The 1,936-nt window shown below is 53.1% G+C and carries 2 protein-coding genes; one reads left to right on the forward strand and one right to left on the reverse strand.

Annotated elements, in window-relative coordinates:
- Positions 1-203: 203 nt before the first annotated feature.
- Positions 204-1,034, reverse strand: a complete 831-nt coding sequence (locus ACOCD2_RS18050) for a hypothetical protein (RefSeq protein WP_419614706.1) — start codon at positions 1,032-1,034, stop codon at positions 204-206.
- 646 nt (positions 1,035-1,680) lie between these two features.
- Between ACOCD2_RS18050 and ACOCD2_RS18055 the strand changes: the two genes are divergently transcribed.
- On the forward strand, positions 1,681-1,866 hold the full coding sequence (locus ACOCD2_RS18055; protein WP_368857517.1) for a type IV toxin-antitoxin system AbiEi family antitoxin domain-containing protein: 186 nt from the start codon (positions 1,681-1,683) through the stop codon (positions 1,864-1,866).
- Positions 1,867-1,936: the final 70 nt, after the last annotated feature.

The raw sequence follows: 1,936 nt of genomic DNA on the forward strand, positions 1-1,936 counted from the left end.
CCTGGGAGGGCATGGTCTGAAGAAGAACCTTCAGGAATCTGTGTTCTGCGGGAGAAAACAGGGTATCGAGGCGAGTGTACCGCGGCTCGGTTTTACTCGATGGTGATAGTACCGCCAGTGCGACGAGGACAATTACGATAAAGGTTCCAGTAGGTCCGAACGGTATCAAGGAACTAAACGAGTCGAGTATTGTGATGCCTTGGTTAAATGTTCTTTAATGTTTGCAGGGCGCTGCCCCATCCCGTCAACTCGAACTCGTAATGTATTATTTTGGGCGTTTCCGGCCGCAACGCCTTGATGTCGTCAGTAATGGGTCGGTTCCCCTTTTTAGCCTCGTGCAGCGCTTTGTAATAATGCTGCCGCCGCTTCATGGTTTCCTCATCAGCAATGGGAAGACCGGAAATCTGGACGGTTGGTGCCCGGGCGAGGACATCGGACAACTGCTCGGTGCCGCCAAGCACCTTTCCTTGGTTGTCAAGAAACAAGGACAGGTCGGGCAGGCTGTCCTTGTCATAATCGGCCGCATCCTTTGGGGGAGCCAATTTCACCATTGTTGTAATCTGGGCAGAACCGGGAACCATCATCGCAGCCAAGTGCTGCGCACCGTCTTTTTGCTCCTTCTTCAGCACTTCGGCATAGATGATTGGACGTTGCCCAGGAACAACGACATACGCCAATTGCAGCACAATATCGTCATTGTGGGTCGATGGCATAAACGCTTTTGCCATGCGAACGGTCTTGCCATTTCGTTCCTGCTTGAAGAACGACCATCCGCGTTCTTCCAACGCCTGCTTTGAAAGATGCTCAGGCTCGGGCAGGTCGTCAGGAAAAACCAGAACGGAAGGCAGTTCCTGCGCAGTCTCATTGGCAGGGGCCTCCTTTTCCTTTTCATTATCGCTGACACGGGAGGCGGAGAACGAGGGGGGCATACCGGTATCATGGGATGCCTGTGACGTACCGGGATGATGGAAACCAAACAGGTACACAACAAGTGCAATTGTTAAAACAACAAGAATGAGAATGGGTTTTTTCATCAAATTCCCGCGAGGGTATCCCCGGTTTGCCGCGCCAGCGGAAATGGGGACTCGCGGCCTCCTGGTTGTAATGGGAAACCATTGCCGAATACTGTCGACGAAAAACCTGTGTGATTTTACCGGAACACGATCACAAGTCGGTGGACATAAACGCAAAAAAATGCGTTTAGGATTTCTACAGACAAGCGATAATGGTAAAATACAGCGTCAAAGCGGACGTATAACGTCAAATATGTCGTTTAGAAACCAACAGGGTCGAACAATGGTAAAAAAATCTGAAAAGCAAACAGCAGGTAAAAAGCGGCGCCGAACGACTTCCCAGCGCGCTGTTGCCAAAAAAACAGCTGCGAAACGCGCTCCAAAGAAACGCTCAGCGGCAAACACCTTGGACCACCTAAGCGCGGCAGATCTGCGAAAGTTGGCGGAAGCGCGAGAGCGTGAGGAAGCAGCCAAGCGGAGAGAGGAAGCTGCAATAAAACTGGCGGAACTGAAGGCCAAACGTCGGGCTGTTGAGGCGGAATACCGCAAAACATTGCGGGCTATCGACCGCGAGATCGAGGCTCTGAAGGGCAAACAGGGTGGCTCGGGCCGAAAACAGTGGAGCGTGAGCGAAGTTGTAACCACAATGCTGGCCAAAACGGATACCATGACCACCACGGATATTCGGAATGGGCTGAACCAGCAGAAAATCAAAGCGAGCAACCTGTCGCAAACGCTGACCTACCTGAAAAGGCGGGGCAGGATAGAACAGGTCAAGCGGGGTGTGTACCGGCTGGCCGGGCAATCGCTGCCAGCCATGGAGAGCGAAGCGAAGGCTGGTAGACCCCAGTAGCCGCGAGGCCGCACTGTTTTCCCGGCGTGCCTTGCGCCAGAGGGAAAACAAAGTAGGCCTCCGAACGCGG

The sequence above is a fragment of the Thiolapillus sp. genome (genome assembly GCF_048562965.1).
GTDB classification, from domain to species: Bacteria; Pseudomonadota; Gammaproteobacteria; order Chromatiales; family Chromatiaceae; genus Thiolapillus; species Thiolapillus brandeum_A.